This window comes from Kitasatospora sp. A2-31, assembly GCF_022288725.1.
Lineage (GTDB): Bacteria > Actinomycetota > Actinomycetes > Streptomycetales > Streptomycetaceae > Kitasatospora.
Genome location: NZ_JAKNTA010000003.1, coordinates 459,414 through 477,299, shown reverse-complemented (window position 1 = coordinate 477,299; position 17,886 = coordinate 459,414). Strand labels below are relative to the sequence as shown.

The following is a 17,886-nucleotide window of genomic DNA, read 5'->3' as shown; positions in this document are numbered from 1 at the left end:
GGTGTCGCCCGGGGACCGGTGTCCGGGTGGGTGCCTCCGGGGGTGCCGGCGTCGGGGGGAGTCGCCGTTCAGCGGGGAGCCGCCGTTCAGGGGGGAGCCGCCGTTCAGGGGTGCTCGGTGGCCAGGTACGGCGTCTCGCGCAGGTAGTACGCGCCGCAGGTGTGGCAGCAGAGTTCGGCGGTCTTGCCCCAGTCCGTCGCCTCCCGCACCGGCGCGTCGTCCGCGAGCTCCCGGCCGCACATGGCGACGGCCTCGGTGCCGCGGACCATGTGCCAGAGCTTCACCCCGGCGGCCGGGCCGCCGGCACCGTACTCGGCTCGCATCTGGTGCATCATCCCCCCATCGTCCGGCCGCCCTCCGGCCGCGGCAACCGGAGGACGGCGGCGCGGGCGGGGCGCACGGGCGGGGCGGCAGGACGTGCCGCGGGGCGGCCGGGGGACCGACCGGGCCCCTTCGAGGAGGCCTCAGACCAGGCTGCCGTGCAGTCGCAGGCGGGCGATGCCGCCGTCGGGGAAGACGTCCAGCCGGACGTGGGTGGCGGGTCGGGGCGCGTCCAGGACCAGGCGGTGGACGGCGTCGGGCTGCAGCCGCGTCCGCGGGACCAGCTCGAACCACTCCTGCGGGTCGGCGGCCCGCTCGTCCCGCCCGTACAGCGCGGCCCAGCCGGCCGCGTTGCCGACGTAGCAGCCGGTGTCGATCTCGACGGCCCGGATCGCGCCGCGCCCGGCCAGCCGCAGCCGGACCCAGTCGTGGCCGTCGTCGCGCCGCCGCCGGTTCTCCCACCCGTCGCCCATCGCCCGGGACCTGCCGGGCAGCGCGAGGTTGGCCGGGGGCGAGAAGAAGCGGTCCGAGGCGTCCTCGACCGCGCCGCCGTTCTCGATCGCGGCGAGGTCGAAGGTGCCGAGCGCGGCCAGCCAGGCGGCGTCCGGCCGGGCTTCGCCGTGCACCCGGAACCTGGCGATGCCGCCGTCGGGGTACTGGCTGAGCCGCAGGTGGGTGAACCGGCGGCCGTCCTCGACGGTGAAGCCGTTGGCGGCGTGGCCGCGCACCGGCGAGCGCGGCACCAGCGGGTGCCAGGCGGTGGAGTCGGCCAGCAGTTCCTCCGGCCCGGGGGTGCCGGGGAGCTCGGCGCCCTCGACGGCGATCTGCTGCGGGTGGTTGCCCCGGAAGTGGGCGGTGTCGACGACCACGCCGCGGACGACGCCCGGCACCCCGAGCCGGACCAGCGCCCAGTCGTGGTCGTCGGCCGCCGGGTGCGGGTGGCCGGCGCCGGCGCCACGCCGCCGGCGGGTCTCCCAGCCGTCCATGATCTGGCCCTTGTTGCCGAAGGTGTGGGGCCGGAACTCGGCGGGCTCGGGGAGCAGCAGGTTCTCCCGCTCGGCGAAGAGCTCGTCGTTGGCGGCGATCACGGCGCCGCCGAGCCGGCGGTCGGCCAGGTCGGTCAGGGTGGTGAAGGCGAAGTCGCCGGAGCGGTAGTCGGCGTACGGGTTGCCGCCCGCGTAGGGCAGGGCGGCAGCGTCGGAGAGCGTCTCGAAGGCCATGCCTCCACGATGGCTCCGCCCGATCGGTCAGGTCCATCACAAAGTATTGAGCAGAACGTTCAGTCCGGCTGCACGGTCGCGGCCACCTCGGCCAGCACTCCCAGCAACCGGCGCAGCGGCGGCGTCGCCTCCGTCCCGGTCCGCACCGCCGCCACCACCCGACGGGTCGGCAGGTCGGCGGGAAGCGCCCGCACCACCGCCCCGCCCCCGCGCCGCGCCGAGGCCAGCCGGGGCACCAGCGCCACCCCGAGGCCCGCCCCGACCATCGCCAGGATCGCCGTCCAGTCCGCCGCGGTGTGGGCCCGCTCCGGCACGAACCCGGCGTCCGCGCAGGCCGCCAGGGTGATCTCCCGCCACGGCCCGGCGGCGCCGTAGATCCACGGCTCGGCGGCGAGGTCGGCCAGCCGCAGCCGCGGCGCCCCGGCCAGCGGGTGGCCGGGCGGCAGCGCGACGTCCAGCGGGTCGCTGAGCAGCACCGACTGGACGAAGCGCGGGTCGCCGCCGCCCGGCTGCACGGCGAGCGACAGCGCCAGGTCGACCTCGCCCGCCGCCAGCAGCCCGTACGCCCCGGCCGCCTCGGCCTCCACCACCTGGACCGCCAGCCGCGGTGCGCACTCCCGCAGCCGGGCGATCGCCGGGACGAGCAGTCCGGCGATCGCGGTGGCGAACGCGCCCACCCGCAGCTCGCCGGCCTCGCCGTGCAGGTAGCCGGCCAGCTCGGCCTCGGCCTGCTCCAACTGCCCGAACACCGGCTCCGCGTGGCGCAGCACCAGGCGTGCCGCCGGGGTCAGCCGGACCCGCCGCCCGTACGGCTCCAGCATCGGCGCTCCCAGTTGCTTCGCCAGCGCCGACACCTGCTGGGAGACCGCCGACGGCGAGAGGCGGAGCCGCTCGGCCGCGCCGGTCACCGTGCCGCACTCGTCCACCGCCCGCAGCACCCGCAGCCGCCGCAGATCCCACTCGCCCACACCCATCGCGCCAGCGTAGGACCACCGCCGAGTCGTCTCGGCCACCCCGGCCGAAACCCGTCGCCGGCGCCCCGATAAGGTGCCGCTCCTGCGACCGCCGGCGATCACACCAGGCATCAAGTCGCTCATATCCAGACAGAATTCACCTCATGGGGGCAAAGAACGTGCGTACTTCCCGCCTGCTGGCCGCGTCCTCGCTGCTCGCGCTCTCCCTCGGCGCGACCGTCGGCACGGCCACCGCCGGCGCGGCCGCTGTCTCGCCGACCCCGACGGCCACCAGCTCGGCCACCGCGACGCCGTCGGGCACGCCGTCCGCCACCCCGTCGGCCACCGGCTCGGCCTCCCCGTCGGCCAGCGCCAGCCCCACCGCCAAGCCCACCACCGCCTCCCCGAGCGCGTCGGCCTCCGCCACCACGGCCAAGCCGACCGTCCGCCCGACCGTGCCGGTTCCGAGCCCGAGCGTGGGTGGCAACTGCCCGGGCGGCTTCCGTGAGGACGAGATCAAGGCCACCGGCTCCGGCCTGGCGGGCACCACCCTGGTCAAGGGCGGCCCGGCGCAGGAGCTCTCGGTGACCTTCGAGAACACCAGCCCGGTCGACCTGCAGAAGTTCAACGCCTTCCTCTTCGCCACCGACATCCAGCAGGAGGGGGCGGCGGCCCCGTCCACCTCGATCAAGGAGGCCTTCACCGTCGAGGCGAAGCTGCCGGGCGGCGACTGGAAGGCCGTCGAGCAGTCCAACCCGGTCTACATGCTGGTGGACCTCGGCGACTTCAAGATCGCCAAGGGCGCGAAGCTCACCCTCCAGGTGCGCCTCAAGGCGACCGGCAAGGCCCGCAGCGCCGACTACTTCGCCGAGCTGCGCGGAACCTCCGAGACCATCCCCAGCAAGAACGTGCCGGGCAGCACCCTGACCAACGGCTGCCACGAGTACTTCGGCGACCACCGGGTCGACGACCTCTTCAAGGTCGCCGACGCCGCTCCGTCCACCACCGCCAAGGCCTCCGCCTCCACCTCGCCGGCGGCGGGGCCGCACCTGGCCGAGACCGGTAGCAGCTCCAACACCCTCCCGATCGCGGTCGGCGGCGCCGCCGTGCTCGCCGCCGGCGCCGGGACGCTCTTCGTCCTGCGCCGCCGCAAGGCCGGTTCGCACAGCTGAGACCGCTAGCGGCCGGCTGACGTCGGCCGACCGGGAGAAGGGGTACGGGCGCGCCGCCCGTACCCCTTCTCCGTGTCCCCGTGTCCTTCCGTGCGCCGGCCTTCTCAGCACGCCCGCAGGAGGGCGCCGTCCTGCCATTTGAGGATCTTGTCGAAGCTGACGATCGCGCCGCGGAGCGGGTGGTTGCGCAGTTGCACGTGGTCGGTGAGGGCGTGGATCAGGAAGAGGCCCCGGCCGGACTCCGCGGTGAGGTCGGGCAGCGTGTCGACGTCCACCGGGCGAAGCGTCGGGGCCGGCGGGCGGCACGGCAGCACGTGGGTGTCGTAGGGGCGGCCCTCGCGGCGCGGCCGGTGCCCGGTGAGCACCGGCGCGGGGACGCTGGCGCGGCCGCGCCGGCTGCGGCGCGGGCGGTGCCCGACCGCCGCGGGGCGGGCCGGCGGGGCGGGCGGGCGCCGCAGCGACGGCGCGGCCGGCGGGGTGGGCACGGCGAGCCCGGGGCCCGAGTCGGTCACCTCGATCCGCAGCAGGTCGCCGCTGATGGACGCGCTGACCTGGAAGCCCTCGTCGGGCCGGCCGCCGGCGCCGTGCTCCACGGCGTTGGCGCAGGCCTCGCTGAGGGCGAGGCCGAGGTCGTGGGCGACCTGCGGGTCGACGCCCGCCGTCGCCATCGCACCGAGCAGGATGCGCCGGGCCAGCGGGACGCTGGCCGGGTCGCGCTTGAGGTGCAGAGTCCACCAGATGTCCACGGGAGGTCCCTCCTGGCTGCGGCTCCACATATAGCGAGGTATCTCCGGGCGATTCCGGGATGAACCGTTCCGGAGGCCGGCTACCGCTCGTTCGGCGGATGGACTGGGGCCGTGCTCTGTGCCGAGCGGCGCACACGCGCGACCACGCGCCGGGGCCGAACGGGGCATTCGTCGGACAAGCCACCGCGTTTCCCACCCTGCCCGTGGCTGCCCGGTAGGCGATGAGATGATGGGCCCCGCCATGACTGCCCACGCCGCCGCCCCGCACCCGGGCGACCCCGCACCGGACGCGCCGGTGGGGGCCGCCGCCTGGGACCTGCGGCTTGCACGGGCCGTGCCGTTCGCGCTGGTCTGCACGCTGATCGCGGCCGCCGGGCACGCGCTGGCCGGGGGCGGGAACGTCGCCCCCACCACGCTGGCGGCGGGCTTCGCGGCCGTCCTGGTGCTCGCGGTGGCCCTCGGCGGGCGGGAGCGCTCGCTCGGCGCCATCGCCGGCGTGCTCGGCGCCGGCCAGCTCGGCCTGCACTTCCTCTTCCACGCCCTCGGCGGCCACGGTGCCGCGGCGGCCGGGATGCACCACGGCGCCGCGGGCTCCGGCCCGCTGACCCTGCACGAGGTGGCCGGCCGGCTGATCTGCAACGAGGCCAACCCCGGCACCCTGGCCGGGCTGTCCGGCGGCCCGACCCCCGAGCAGCTGGTCGCCGGGGCGGGCCTGGACCCGAGCGCGTTCGCCGCCGCGCCCTGGTGGCAGGGCGGCCTGTTCGGCCTGACGCCGTCGATGCTCGCGGGCCACCTCGCCGCCGCTCTGGTGGCCGGCTGGTGGCTGCGGCGCGGCGAGGCCGCGCTCTGGCGGCTGGTGAGGATCGCCGCCACCGCCGCCCGGGAGCACTGGGCGGCTCCGCTGCGGACCGCGTTCGCCCTGGCCGCCGTTCTGCTCGGCGGCCTGCTCGGCACGCCCGGACCGGTCCGCCGGTACGGCGCGCGCGGTGGTGAGGGTCCGCTGCCGGCCGGTGCCGCGCTGCGGCACAGCGTGGTGCGGCGGGGGCCGCCGTTCGGGGCGCTCGCGTACTGATCCCGCCTCCCGGTCCCCCACGGGCCGGGCTCCGGGCGTACGCGGCAGCCGGGCCGTCGCCGCGCATCCGCGCGGTCCGCGGCCGTACCCCATCTCATCCCCGCGCTGCCCGGCCCCACCGGAGCACGGACCACCCGTGCCCGGGAGCGGGCCCGCCGCCGAGCCTCCGAACGGAGACCCAGAAACCATGCGTTCCCTTCCCACCCGCCGTATCGCCGCCGTCGCCCTCACCGCCGCCGCCTCGGTCGTGCTGCTGGCCGGTCCCGCCTCCGCGCACGTGACCGTCCAGCCCGGCAACGCCCAGCAGGGCGGCTACACCGCCGTCGACTTCCGGGTGCCGAACGAGAACGACACCGCCTCCACCGTGAAGCTGGAGGTCAACCTCCCGCTGGACCACCCGCTGGCCTCGGTCCGCACCCTGCCGATGCCGGGCTGGACCGCGACCGTCGAGAAGTCCAAGCTCGACAAGCCGATCAAGGTGCACGGCAACGACGTCAACGAGGCCGTCTCCAAGATCACCTGGACCGCCGACGCGGGCACCAAGATCGCCCCCGGCCAGTTCCAGGAGTTCCGCGTCTCGCTCGGCCCGCTGCCGACCGACACCGACAAGCTGGTCTTCAAGGCGCTGCAGAGCTACGACAACGGGGACGTCGTCCGCTGGATCGACGAGGCCAAGGACGGCCAGCCCGAGCCGGCCAAGCCCGCCCCCGTGCTGAGCCTCACCAAGGCCACCTCCGCCGACGGCCACGGCGTCTCCGCCTCCGCCTCGCCCGCCGCCGACGCCCACGGCCACGGCGACGCCAAGGAGCAGGCGGCCGACTCCTCCGCCAAGGCGAGCGACTCGACCGCCCGCGTCCTCGGCGTGGTCGGCATCGTCGTCGGCGTGGTCGGCACCGCCGTCGGCGTCCTCGGCCTGCGCCGCCGCAACGCCTCCTGACCCTCCGCACCGGCGGGGCCGTACCCGCCGCCGTACCCGCGCCCGGGTACGGCCCCGCCGGTGGTCCACCGCGCACGATCGGATCTCCCATGCCCCGCACCGCCCGTACCGCCCGCCTGGCCGGCGCCGCCGCCGTCGCGCTCGCCGCCGCCCTGACGCTGACCGCCTGCGGCTCCGGCGGCGGCAGCGGCAGCCCCGCCAAGGTCACCCAGCAGAAGACCGACTCGCCCTACGACGGCACCGTGCTCAGCAAGCACTTCGACAAGCCCGAGCTGCAACTGACCGACACCTCCGGCCAGCCCTTCGACCTGCGCCAGAAGACCAAGGGCAGGTCCACCCTGCTGTTCTTCGGCTACACCAGCTGCCCGGACGTCTGCCCCACCACGATGGGCGACATCGGCGTGGCCATGAAGAAGCTCTCCCCCGAGGAGCGGCAGAAGGTCGACGTCGTCTTCGTCTCCACCGACCCGCAGCGCGACACCCCGCAGGTGCTGCGCACCTGGCTGGACTCGATGGGCGGCGACTTCATAGGACTCACCGGCGACCTCGCCAAGGTGAAGGCCGCCGCCAAGTCGCTCGGCATCATGATCGAGGACCCGGTGGTCAACGCCGACGGCACCGTCACCTCCACCCACGGCGCGCAGGTGCTGGCCTTCCTGCCGTCCGACGACAAGGCGCACGTCCTCTACCTCAGCGGCACCGAGGAGAAGACCTACGAGCACGACCTGCCGCTGCTCGCCAAGGGGGTCGCGGCGTGAAGGGCACCGGCGGGGCCGCCGGCTTCCGGCGGACCGCGCTCGCGGGGGCGGTGCTGGCGACGGCACTGGGCGGCGGCGCCATCCTGGCCGCCTGCGGTGCGGGCGGCCAGGACGGCGCCGCCGACGGGCCGGCCCGGCTGACCGTCGCGGACTCCTACATCCCCCTCCCGCCGGCCGGCGGCACGGCGGCCGGCTACCTGACCGTGCGCAACGACGGCGGCCGGGACCAGCTGGTCGGCGTCTCCAGTCCGGGCGCCGGCTCGATCACCATGCACCGCTCCACCGCCTCCACCATGGAGCAGGTCGCTGGGCTGGACGTCCCGGCGCACGGCGCGTTGCAGCTCGCCCGCGGCGGCAACCACCTCATGATCACGGGATGGCAGAAGGCCCCCGCCCTCGGGGACGAGGTCGAGCTGGACCTGACCTTCGCGAAGGCCGGCACCATCTCGGTCAAGGTGCCGGTCAAGGAGCTCACCTACCGCCCCGGTCAGCAGTAAGGATCCGCCAGATGCCGAAGGCCGCGTTCCCGCAGACCGCCCGCCGCCGACTCGCCGGGCTGCTCGGCGTCCTCGGCGCCGTGCTCGCCCTGATGCTCGCCGGCGCCGGACCGGCCGCCGCGCACGCCACCCTGCAGTCCACCGACCCGGCCCAGAACTCCGTCCTCGCCACCGCGCCGCAGGCCGTCACGCTGACCTTCAGCGAGGCGGTCTCGCTCTCCGGCGACTCGGTGCGGGTGCTCGACCCGGCCGGCAAGGCCGTCGACACCGGCAACCCGGCGCACGCGGACGGCAGGGACAACACCGCCCGGGTCGGCCTGGCCGCCGGGCTCGCGGGCGGCACCTACACGGTGGCCTGGCGCGCCGTCTCCGAGGACTCGCACCCGATCGGCGGCGCCTTCACCTTCTCGGTCGGCGCCCCCTCGGACACCTCGGTCTCCACCACCGCGCTGAGCGGCGCCGAGGCCGACGACGTGGTCGCCGCGCTCTACGGCACCGGCCGCGCGGTGGCGTACGGGGCGTTCGCGCTGCTGGCCGGCACCGCCGCGTTCGTGCTGATCTGCTGGCCCGGCGGTGCGGCGCGGCGCCCGGTGCAGCGGCTGCTGATGACCGGGTGGGTGGCCCTGCTGGTCTCCACCGTCGCGGTGCTGATGCTGCGCGGCCCGTACGAGCGCGGCTCGGGCGTGGGGCAGGCCTTCGACCTGTCGCTGGTGCGCACCACCCTGGACGAGCGGATCGGCACGGCGCTGGCGGCCCGGCTGCTGCTGCTGGCAGCGAGCGGCGTCTTCCTCTCCCTGCTGGTCGGCCAGCTCGGACAGCCGGGCCGGCCGACGGCCCGGGACGCCGGAGCGGAGCCCGGCGCGAAGGCGCGGGACGCGAAGGCGCAGGACGCGAAGGCGCAGGACGCGAAGGCGGCGGCCGTCGACGCCGAGGCGGCCGAGGAGGCCGAGCTGCGCGAGCTGGAGCGGCGCGCCGCCGAGCGGCCGGAGCGCGAGGCCCGGCTCGGCCTCGGCGTGGCCGGGCTGGTGCTGGCCACCGCCCTGTCGGCGACCTGGGCCGGCGCGGACCACGCCTCGGTGGGCATCCAGGTCTGGCTGGCTCTGCCGCTCGGCATGCTGCACCTGGTCGCGATGGCGCTCTGGCTGGGCGGCCTGGCCACGATGCTGGTCGGCCTGCGGCACGGGATCGGCGCGGAGGTCGCCGACCGCTTCTCCAAGGTCGCCTTCGGCGCGGTCGCGGTGCTCACCGCCACCGGCCTCTACCAGTCCTGGCGCGGCCTCGGCAGCTGGGGTGCGCTGACCGGCACCGAGTACGGGCGGCTGTTGCTGGTGAAGACCGGCTGCGTGGCCGCGATGCTCGGCGTCGCCTGGATCTCCCGGTCCTGGCTGGCCCGGCTGCGGTCCACCCCGGAGGAGGCGGCCGCTGTCGAACCGGTCGAGGTCGAGGCGCCGGAGCCGGCCGCCGTCGCCGCTCGGCACTCCGACGACCCGGTCCGGCAGGCCCAGCTGGCCCGCCAGCGGACCGCCCGGGCGAACGCCGGCCGCGACCGCGGACTCACCCCGACCCGGGCCGGCCTGCGCCGTTCGGTGCTGGTCGAGGCGCTGGCCGCGGTGGCCGTGCTGGTGGTCACCACGATGCTCACCAACTCCCCGCCCGGGCGGGTGGCGGACGAGGTCTCGGCGGGAGCGGCGGCCGGTCGTCCGGCCGCCAGCGCACCGGCCCCGGGCGTGCCCGCCCCGCAGACCGTGCCCGGCCAGACCCTGGAGCTCAGGCTCCCGTACGACACCAAGGGCCGCACCCCGAACGCCAGGGGCACCGCGACGGTGACCCTCAACCCGGCCCGGACCGGCCCCAACGAGGTGCACCTGAAACTGGACGGCGCGGACGGCCAGCCGGTCGAGGTGCCCGAGGTGCAGCTCGCCTTCACCCTGCCGGACCGCGACCTCGGCCCGCTGCCGGTCACGCTGGCCGCCGAGGGCACCGGCCGCTGGAGCGGCACCGCGCAGCTGCCGCTGCCCGGTAACTGGGTGGTCTCGGTGGTCGTCCGTTCCTCGGACATCGACCAGGCCACCGAGATCAAGTCGCTGAAGATCGGGTGACCGCGATGGAGCGCACGGAGCAGCCGCCGCAGCCCGAACGATCGGACGGGACCGAACGATCGGACCGGCCGGAGCGCACGGACCGGCCGGCGGCCGCGGGGAGCGGCCGGCCCCGCGGTGTCACCCGGCGGGCGCTGCTGGGCACCGCCGGGGCGGGCCTGGTGGTCGGCGCGAGCGCGGGCGCGGCCGGGGCGGTCGCCCTGGACCGCTCCCCCGCGCCCGCTCCGGCCGGCGGCCTCGGCGCGGCCCGGGTGCCGTTCCACGGCGAGCACCAGGCCGGCATCCTCGAACCGCAGCAGGCCCGGGTCCAGCTGGCCGCCTTCGACCTGGCCGACGGCGCCGGCCGGGAGGGTCTGCGATCGCTGCTGCGGCGCTGGTCGCGCACCGCCGCCCGGCTGGCCGCCGGCGAGCCGGCCGACGAGTTCGAGAACCAGGTCGCGCTGGACGCGGGCCCCTGCTCGCTGACCGTCACCTTCGGCTTCGGCGCCACCCTCTTCGACAAGACCGGGCTGGCCGACCGCCGCCCGGTCGCGCTGGAGCCGCTGCCTGCCTTCCCTGCGGACGCCCTCGACCCGGCCCGCGGCGACGGCGACCTGTTCGTCCAGATCGGCGCCGACGACGCCCTGGTCGCCGTGCACGCCCTGCGGGTGCTCCAGCGGCAGGCGGCCGGCACGGCGGCGCTGCGCTGGCAGGCGGCCGGCTTCGCCCGGACGCCGGGCGCCACCGCGCACCCGGTGACGGGGCGCAACCTGATGGGCCAGATCGACGGCACCAACAACCCCCGCCCCGGCCAGGAGGGCTTCGCCGACAAGGTGTTCTGCACCGCCGGGGGCGACCGGCCGGCCTGGCTGGCGGGCGGCTCGTACCTCGTGTTCCGGCGGATCCGGATGCTGCTGGACAGCTGGGAGGCACTGCCGACGGACCGCCAGGAGCGGGTGATCGGGCGGCGGAAGTCCGACGGCTCGCCGCTCTCCGCGCCCGCCGGGGCGGGCGAGTCCACCCCGGTGGACCTGGCGGCGCAGGGCCCGGACGGCGCGCTGGCGATCCCGGCCGACGCCCACGTCCGGGTCGCGGCGCCGGCCGCCAACGGCGGTGCGGCGATGCTGCGGCGCGGCTTCTCGTACCACGACGGCCTGCTGCCCGACGGCGCGCCGGACGCCGGGCTGCTCTTCCTCGCCTTCCAGGCCGACCCGCGCCGGGGCTTCACCCCGGTGCAGCGCAAGCTCTCCCGGGGCGACGGACTCTCCCGGTTCCTGCGGCACGAGGCGAGCGGCCTGTACGCCGTCCCGCCGGGCGCTCCGGAGGGCGGGTACGTGGGGCAGACGCTGCTGGAACCGTAGCCGCCCGGCGGCGCCGCCCGGGCCATTACCACGTGCCGGGCAGGCGCTGCCCACGGGCCGGAACACCGCCGTGGGCGGCGGGTGAAACTGGTTAAGGTGGCTTGCCCGGTAACCCATTCGCATGGAGGCACGGAATGTCGGCCACCCGCTACACCTACCTCGGCCCGGCGGGCACCTTCACCGAGGCCGCCCTGCGCACGCTGCCCGAGGCGGCGACCCGGGAGCTGGTGCCGCTGGCCTCCGTCCCGCTGGTGCTGGACGCGGTGCGCGGCGGCGAGGCCGCGGGCGCGTTCGTGCCGATCGAGAACTCCGTCGAGGGCGCCGTCACCGCGACCAACGACGAACTCGCCTCCGGCACCCCGCTGATGATCTACCGCGAGGTGCTGCTGCCGATCGCGTTCGCACTGCTGGTCCGGCCGGGGACGGAGCTGGCCGACATCCGGACCGTCACCAGCCACCCCGTGGCCCAGCCGCAGGTGCGCCGCTGGCTGGCGGCCAACCTGCCGGAGGCCAGGTGGGAGTCGGCCGCCTCCAACGCCGACGGGGCCCGGCTGGTCGCCGAGGGCCGGTTCGACGGCGCCTTCGCGGGCGAGTTCGCCGCGCCGATCTACGGGCTGGACCCGCTGGTCAAGGAGATCGCCGACGCGCAGAACGCGACCACCCGGTTCGTCCTGGTCGGCCGGCCCGGGCGGGTCTCCTCGCCGACCGGGGCGGACAAGACCTCGATGGTGGTCTGGCTGCCGGACGACCACCCGGGCGCGCTGCTGGAGCTGCTGCAGGAGTTCGCGGTGCGCGGGGTCAACCTGATGCGGATCGAGTCCCGGCCGACCGGCGAGGGGCTCGGCAGCTACTGCTTCCTGATCGACTGCGAGGGGCACCTGGCCGACCGCCGGGTGAGCGAGGCGCTGATGGGACTCAAGCGGATCTGCCCGCAGGTGCGCTTCCTCGGCTCCTACCCGCGCGCGGACCAGCAGGTCTCCGAGCACCAGCGGCCGGGCACGTCGGACGCCGATTTCACCGCGGCCGCCGACTGGCTCTCCCGCTGCCTCGACGGCCGCGGCGACATCTGACCGCCGCCATTTGTCCTTCTGACCTTTTCCGACCGTTTTCGACCGCGCCCGCCGGGCCGGGCGGGTCGCCGAACCCGCCGTCCACAGGACGGCGGCACCGGGAAGCGGCTGTCCACAGGGGTACCGGCTGTCCACAGCCGCGAGTTATCCACAGGCCTGGGGATGAGTCGACAAAGCGGTATAGCTACTGCCGGGTTCGGTCGGATCATCGGTTAGCGTCGCAGAGATGACTAATCGGACCAGAGTCACCCGTGTGCCAGCAAATCACCCGTCCGAGTGCTTCAATTCCCTCACCCGAGAAGGTCAAATGAGGTTTGAAACCTCAATTCCTTGGTTGTGAGCACGACCCGCCGACCCGGCCCGACCGTCCACAGCCCACCGGCCCCGGCTGTGGATAACCTCCGGACGCCCGGTTGCCCACAGGAGTTATCCACAGGACCGGGGGAGTTATCCCCAGGGAAATCCGGTACCGGTGGACAGGCCCCCGCCCGGTAGGCTTGGGCCCGTGATTGACCTTCGCCTGCTTCGTGAGGACCCTGACCGAGTGCGCGCCTCGCAGCGCGTCCGTGGCGAGGACGTCGACCTGGTCGACGCCCTCCTCTCCGCCGACGAGCGGCGCCGGTCCTCGGGCAGTCGCTTCGACGAGCTGCGCAACGAGCAGAAGTCGCTCGGCAAGCTCGTCGCCAAGGCCCAGGGCGACGAGAAGACCGCCCTGCTCCAGCGCACCAAGGAGCTGGCCGCCGAGGTCAAGGCCGCCGACGCCGAACACGGCGCGGCCAAAGAGGAGGCCGAGCGCCTGCTCCGCTCCCTGGCGAACCTCATCGACCCGGCCGCCCCGGTCGGCGGCGAGGAGGACTTCGTCACCCTGGAGGAGATCGGCACCCCGCGCGACTTCGCCGCCGAGGGCTTCGAGCCCCGCGACCACGTCGAGCTGGGCCAGATCCTCGGTGCGATCGACACCGAGCGCGGTGCCAAGGTGGCCGGCGCGCGGTCCTACTACCTGACCGGTGTCGGCGCGCTGCTGGAGCTCGCCCTGGTCAACATGGCGATCGCCCAGGCCACCGCGGCCGGCTTCATCCCGATGATCACCCCGGCCCTGGTCCGCCCGGCCGCCATGGACGGCACCGGCTTCCTCGGCCAGGCCGCCGAGAACGTGTACTTCCTCGAAGAGGAGGAGCGCTACCTCGTCGGCACCAGCGAGGTCCCGCTCGCGGCGTACCACATGGACGAGATCATCGACGCCGAGAAGCTGCCGCTGCGGTACGCCGGCTACTCGTCCTGCTTCCGCCGCGAGGCCGGCACCTACGGCAAGGACACCCGCGGCATCATCCGCGTCCACCAGTTCGAGAAGGTGGAGATGTTCGTCTTCACCTCGCCCGAGGACGCCGAGGCCGAGCACCGCCGCCTGCTGCAGTGGGAGAAGGACTTCCTGAACGCGCTGGAGCTGCCGTACCGGGTGATCGACGTCGCCTCCGGCGACCTCGGTTCCTCGGCCGCCCGCAAGTTCGACATCGAGGCGTGGATCCCCACCCAGGGCAAGTACCGCGAGGTCACCTCGACCTCGAACACCACCGAGTACCAGTCCCGCCGGCTCTCCATCCGGATGCGCGAGGAGGGCAAGGTCCGCCCGCTGGCCACGCTGAACGGCACCCTGGTCGCCGTCCCGCGCACCATCGTGGCGATCCTGGAGAACCACCAGCAGGCCGACGGCTCGGTGGTCGTGCCGGAGGCGCTGCGGCCGTTCCTCGGCGGGCGCACCGTCCTCGCACCCGTCAAGTAACGCCCACCACCCGCAGGCAGACCCGGGAGACGCACGGCCCATGAGCAGCACGAGCCCCAGCCCCGTCTCCCCGGTCGACGGTGGCGACCTGCCCTTCCGGCTGGTCGCCACCGACCTCGACGGCACGCTGCTGACCAGCGAGGAGACCGTCTCCGAGCGGACCAGGGCGGCGCTCGCCGCCGCCACCGGCGCCGGGGCCCTGCACATCATCGTCACCGGCCGCTCGGCCGCCTGGGCCCGGCCGGTCTTCGACGAGATCGGCTACCGCGGGATAGCGGTCTGCGGCCAGGGCGCCCAGGTGTACGACGCGGGCGCGCACCGGCTGCTCACCTCGCTCACCCTGGACCGCCGGCTCGCCGCGCTGGCGATCGCCAAGATCGAGGCGGAGACCGGTCCGCTGGCGGTGGCCGCCAACCAGGACGGCCTGGAGGGCGAGGTGCTGGCCGGCCCCGGCTACGAGCTGCTGATCGGCTCCGACCTGCCGGTCGTCCGGGTCGCCAAGGACGAGCTGTTCCTGAGCCCGCTCAGCAAGCTCTACATCCAGCACCCCCGGCTCACCGACGACGGCCTCGCCGAGGCCGCCCGCAGGGTCGCCGGCGACCTGGTCGGCGTCGTGATGGCCGGCCCCGGCATCGTCGAGCTGCTGCCGCTCGGCCTCTCCAAGGCCACCGGCCTGGCCGTCGCGGCCCGCCGGCTGGGGGTGAGGGGCGCCGACACCATCGCCTTCGGTGACATGCCCAACGACGTGCCGATGTTCGCCTGGGCCCGGCACGGCGTCGCGATGGCCAACGCGCACGAGGAACTGCTCGCGGTCGCCGACGAGGTCACCGCCGGCAACGACGAGGACGGCGTCGCCGTCGTGCTGGAGCGGCTCTACCCGGCGCGGTGAGCGCCCGGCGGGCGGGCGCCGAGCGGGCCGGGGTCGGCACCCGGATGCTGACCGCTCCAGGAAGAGTTTGTATGCTCCGCTGAAGCTCCGTGCCTCCCGGTGCGGTGCTCCTGTGCGGTGCTCCTGGCCGGGCCCGGGCCGTGCCCGCCGGACACGCGCAGGATTGCTGCTTCCGCCGGTGAGAGGTACGCGCATGTCAGGCCAGAGGGACGAGAGCCCGTCGGGGGCGGACGGGCGTCGGCGTGCCGAGGGCGCCTCGCGCGGCGGCGTACGCACCGAGCGGCCCGCTGAGGGCGGCCGCGTCCCCGCACCCCGCCCCGGCGGCCGGGCCGAGGCCCGGCGGGCCGCCCAGGCCAAGGACGGCCGCGGCCGGGCCGACGGCACGCGGGCCGAGGGCGCGCGGAAGGAAGGCGGGCGCGTGGAAGGCGCACGGGCCGAGGGCGGGCGGGCCGAGGCGCGCCGGGCCGCCGGCGGACGCCGGGCCGAGGCCGCCCCGACCGGCGGGCGGGCGGCGGCGCGTAACAGCCGCAAGCCCAAGCGCAACGTCAAGAAGACCGTCGCGTGGTCGGTGGCCGGTGTGATGGTCGTGCTGGCCGGGTGCGGCGGCGCGATCTACTACAAGCTGAACGGCAACATCAAGTCCTTCGACGCCGGGGCCGTCTCCGCCGACCGCCCGCCGGAGGCCACCGCCGACGCCAACGGCAACAAGCCGGTGAACGTCCTGCTCATCGGCTCGGACTCGCGCGCGGGCAAGAACAGCGACCTCGGCGGCGGCGACGAGGACGGTGCCCGCTCGGACACCACGATCCTGTTGCACGTCTACGCCGACCACAAGCACGCCGTCGGCATCTCGATCCCGCGCGACGCCCTGGTCACCATCCCGAAGTGCAAGCTGCCGAACGGGAAGTGGACCGAGGAGAAGTCCGGGCAGATGTTCAACTCCGCGTTCTCGGTGGGCAACACCGAGACCGGCAACCCGGCCTGCACCCAGAACACGGTGGAGAAGCTCACCGGCATCCGGGTCGACCACACCATCGAGGTGAACTTCGAGGGCTTCTCGGCGATGACCGAGGCCGTCGACGGCGTCGACGTCTGCCTGCCCAACGACATCTACGAGGGGAACATCAACCCCAACCTGGGCAAGAAGGGCAAGATCGTCCTGCCCAAGGGCAAGCAGAAGGTGGCCGGCCAGAAGGCGCTGGACTACGTCCGGCTGCGGCACGGCATCGGCGACGACTCCGACGTCGGCCGGATGAAGCGCCAGCAGGCCTTCCTCTCGTCGATGATGGCCAAGGTCAAGGGCCAGGGCCTCAACCCGACCACCCTGCTGCCGCTCGCCGACGCGGCCACCAAGTCCATGACGGTCGACCCCGGGCTGGACTCGGCCAAGAAGCTGATGGACTTCGCGCTGTCGATGAAGAACATCGACCTGCACGACGTCAAGTTCCTCACCGCGCCGTGGCGCTACAACGGCCCCCGGATCGACCTGGTCCACCCGGCCGTCGACAACCTGTGGAAGACCCTCCAGGCCGACCGGACCATCGACGGCCAGGACGCCACCGGCAAGCAGGAGGACGCCCAGGCGAGCCCGACGGCCGCGCCGGAGACCACCTCGGCGGCGCCGACACCGGCCGCCGTGGACACCCCGATCAAGGTCGCGGTCTACAACGGGACCACCGCCAACGGGCTGGCGGCCAAGGCCGCCGAGACGCTCAAGGCCGCCAAGGTCACCGTCACCACGGTCACCGGTGCGAAGAGCACCAACAAGGCGACCACAACGGTCGAGTACGGCAGCGGGCAGAAGGCCAACGCGGAGAAGGTGGCGGCTCTCTTCCCGGGTGCCACCCTGGCGCCCACCTCGGCGGCCGGGATCAGCCTCGTCCTCGGCAAGGACTACGCCGCCGCCAACGCCGGCCCGGCCGCCCCCGCGGCCGGCACGGCGACCGCCCCGGCGCCGTTGCCCTCCGAGGTGGTCAGCGAGGCCCGTTCGGCCGACGACGACATCTGCAGCAACGTCTCCTACGGCTAGGGCCTCTCTCTTCGGATGCTGCCGGGCGGGCGGCGCCGGAGCCGCGACGGGGTCCGTCCGGGCGGACGGACCCCGTCGCGGCTCGGCGCTCCACTAGGGCGCCGGCCGGCGCCCTAGTGGAGCGCCGCGCGGATCCAGCCGTCGACCAGGCCGGTGAGGTCCTGGTCGGCCTGGCCGTGCTCCACCACGTGGGTGCGGATCACGTCGTGCCCGCCGCCGAACAGGCCGCCGCGCTTGTCCGCCTCCAGGACCACCTCGACCCGGTGCGGGGTGGTGACGAAGCTGACCTCCAGCGAGTTGCAGGCGTGCGCGTACTGCGGCGCCGAGGAGAACTCGACCTCCTGGTAGAACGGCAGCGTCTGCCCGGTCCCGTGGATGCGTCCGGCCTCCAGGTCGGCCGAGCGGAAGTGGAAGCCGAGCTGCAGCAGCGTGTCCAGGACGCGGCGCTGCACCGGCAGCGGCTCGACCTCCAGCGGGTCGGAGTCGCCCTTGTCGAGCGCGCCCGCGATGTCCACCTCGGTCCGGACGCCGAGCTGCATGCCGTGCAGACGCTGGCCGGCGATCGTGGTGACCGGCGTCTCCCAGGGCACCGGCACGGCGAACGGGATCGAGCGGTTCTCGCCGGGCGCCAGCACCAGGGGCTGGGCGACCGAGAAGCGGGCGAACGGGTACAGCCCGGTGCTCTCGCCCTCCTCGTGCTCGATCTCGACCCGGGCGACCAGCGTCAGCGTGATCCCCCGGATGTCCGCCTCGACCGTCCCCCCGGTCAGTTCGACCGTGCCGTGCAGGGTCCCGCCGGGCTGGACCACCGGCGTGGTCAGGACGGTGTCGACGCCGGGACCGCCGACGCCCAGGGCACCGAGCAGCTTCTTGAACACCATGCGGGCGCTCTCCTCGAAATAGGGGTGGACCGAAGTCGTCGGGAGGAACGCCAGGCGGGCCCCGACGGTTCCCGAGCTGTTCAGCGGCGGTTGTAGGATGACCGGGCAATCAGTTGTAGGAT

General features: G+C 74.7%; 16 protein-coding genes. 11 read left to right on the top strand and 5 right to left on the bottom strand.

Annotation, left to right across the window (positions count from 1 at the left end):
- Positions 1-104: 104 nt before the first annotated feature.
- The 3 genes from MCM47_RS10945 to MCM47_RS10935 form a co-directional block, all read right to left on the bottom strand.
- Positions 105-323: a hypothetical protein gene (locus tag MCM47_RS10945; protein WP_238860834.1), complete on the bottom strand. Its 219-nt coding sequence runs from the start codon at positions 321-323 to the stop codon at positions 105-107.
- Between the two features lie 141 nt (positions 324-464).
- Positions 465-1,541, bottom strand: a complete 1,077-nt coding sequence (gene alc / locus MCM47_RS10940) for an allantoicase (RefSeq protein WP_238860832.1) — start codon at positions 1,539-1,541, stop codon at positions 465-467.
- 59 nt (positions 1,542-1,600) lie between these two features.
- The gene (locus MCM47_RS10935) at positions 1,601-2,509 is read right to left on the bottom strand and encodes a LysR family transcriptional regulator (RefSeq protein ID WP_238861411.1); all 909 of its coding nucleotides are present in this window, start codon (positions 2,507-2,509) and stop codon (positions 1,601-1,603) included.
- A gap of 149 nt (positions 2,510-2,658) precedes the next feature.
- Here MCM47_RS10935 and MCM47_RS42540 point away from each other — a divergent pair, with 149 nt between their 5' ends.
- Entirely contained in the window at positions 2,659-3,666 is a 1,008-nt protein-coding gene (locus tag MCM47_RS42540; protein WP_305067962.1) for an LAETG motif-containing sortase-dependent surface protein, read from the top strand.
- Between the two features lie 104 nt (positions 3,667-3,770).
- On the opposite strand, the gene MCM47_RS10925 is transcribed toward MCM47_RS42540, so the two are convergent.
- Positions 3,771-4,412 (bottom strand): ATP-binding protein, encoded by a 642-nt coding sequence (locus tag MCM47_RS10925; protein ID WP_238860829.1) that lies wholly within the window; start codon positions 4,410-4,412, stop codon positions 3,771-3,773.
- 241 nt (positions 4,413-4,653) lie between these two features.
- Here MCM47_RS10925 and MCM47_RS10920 point away from each other — a divergent pair, with 241 nt between their 5' ends.
- The 10 genes from MCM47_RS10920 (at position 4,654) to MCM47_RS10875 (ending at position 16,883) form a co-directional block, all read left to right on the top strand.
- Complete coding sequence (locus MCM47_RS10920; protein ID WP_238860827.1) at positions 4,654-5,484, top strand: hypothetical protein; 831 nt, start codon at positions 4,654-4,656, stop codon at positions 5,482-5,484.
- Positions 5,485-5,671: 187 nt separating this feature from the next.
- Positions 5,672-6,421 carry a YcnI family protein gene (locus tag MCM47_RS10915; RefSeq protein ID WP_238860825.1) on the top strand — a complete coding sequence of 250 codons (750 nt, stop codon included), beginning with the start codon at positions 5,672-5,674 and terminating at the stop codon, positions 6,419-6,421.
- Positions 6,422-6,510: 89 nt separating this feature from the next.
- Positions 6,511-7,179 carry an SCO family protein gene (locus MCM47_RS10910; protein WP_238860823.1) on the top strand — a complete coding sequence of 223 codons (669 nt, stop codon included), beginning with the start codon at positions 6,511-6,513 and terminating at the stop codon, positions 7,177-7,179.
- A complete protein-coding gene (locus tag MCM47_RS10905; protein WP_238860821.1) occupies positions 7,176-7,676 on the top strand; it encodes a copper chaperone PCu(A)C in 501 nt (166 codons plus the stop codon). The genes MCM47_RS10910 and MCM47_RS10905 overlap by 4 nt, the downstream gene beginning before the upstream one ends.
- 11 nt (positions 7,677-7,687) lie before the next feature.
- On the top strand, positions 7,688-9,775 hold the full coding sequence (locus tag MCM47_RS10900) for a FixH family protein (protein ID WP_238860820.1): 2,088 nt from the start codon (positions 7,688-7,690) through the stop codon (positions 9,773-9,775).
- Between the two features lie 5 nt (positions 9,776-9,780).
- Positions 9,781-11,115, top strand: coding sequence for an iron uptake transporter deferrochelatase/peroxidase subunit (gene efeB, locus MCM47_RS10895; protein ID WP_238860818.1), 1,335 nt, complete (start codon positions 9,781-9,783; stop codon positions 11,113-11,115).
- A gap of 134 nt (positions 11,116-11,249) precedes the next feature.
- Positions 11,250-12,185 carry a prephenate dehydratase gene (gene pheA / locus MCM47_RS10890; protein ID WP_238860816.1) on the top strand — a complete coding sequence of 312 codons (936 nt, stop codon included), beginning with the start codon at positions 11,250-11,252 and terminating at the stop codon, positions 12,183-12,185.
- A 505-nt stretch (positions 12,186-12,690) separates the two neighbouring features.
- Positions 12,691-13,965, top strand: a complete 1,275-nt coding sequence (gene serS / locus MCM47_RS10885; protein WP_238860814.1) for a serine--tRNA ligase — start codon at positions 12,691-12,693, stop codon at positions 13,963-13,965.
- A 40-nt stretch (positions 13,966-14,005) separates the two neighbouring features.
- Positions 14,006-14,854, top strand: coding sequence for an HAD family hydrolase (locus MCM47_RS10880; RefSeq protein WP_238860812.1), 849 nt, complete (start codon positions 14,006-14,008; stop codon positions 14,852-14,854).
- 193 nt (positions 14,855-15,047) lie between these two features.
- Positions 15,048-16,883, top strand: a complete 1,836-nt coding sequence (locus MCM47_RS10875) for an LCP family protein (RefSeq protein WP_238860810.1) — start codon at positions 15,048-15,050, stop codon at positions 16,881-16,883.
- A 113-nt stretch (positions 16,884-16,996) separates the two neighbouring features.
- Here the strand turns inward: MCM47_RS10875 and MCM47_RS10870 are convergent, their stop codons facing one another.
- Positions 16,997-17,764, bottom strand: coding sequence for a sporulation protein (locus tag MCM47_RS10870; RefSeq protein ID WP_308222312.1), 768 nt, complete (start codon positions 17,762-17,764; stop codon positions 16,997-16,999).
- Between the last annotated feature and the right edge of the window lie 122 nt (positions 17,765-17,886).